This is a genomic window from Clostridioides sp. ES-S-0048-02 (assembly GCF_020658495.1).
Classification (GTDB): Bacteria; Bacillota; Clostridia; order Peptostreptococcales; family Peptostreptococcaceae; genus Clostridioides.
Window position 1 is genome coordinate 1 of sequence record NZ_JACVWH010000100.1, and the last position, 233, is coordinate 233.

Genomic DNA, 233 nt, shown 5'->3' on the forward strand with positions numbered 1-233 from the left:
GAAAGATGGTACAATAGTGCCACCAGATGCAGAAACAAAAGTTACATTAGTATTTACAGTAGAGCATACATCAAGTGGAAAAACAGCTGACACAGGAGAAATAGAGGTAACAGTACCAGCTAAGACAGCTGTAGATACAGACCAAGAAGCAGTAGATAATGAGGCATCAAAAATAACAAGTGTAACTGCACCAACACAAGATGCAACAACACTAACAATGCCATCAGTATCAA

General features: G+C 38.6%; 1 pseudogene. It reads left to right on the forward strand.

Features of this window, described 5'->3' with window-relative positions:
- A pseudogene (locus IC173_RS20595) lies at positions 1–233 on the forward strand (cell wall-binding repeat-containing protein); the annotation flags it as partial.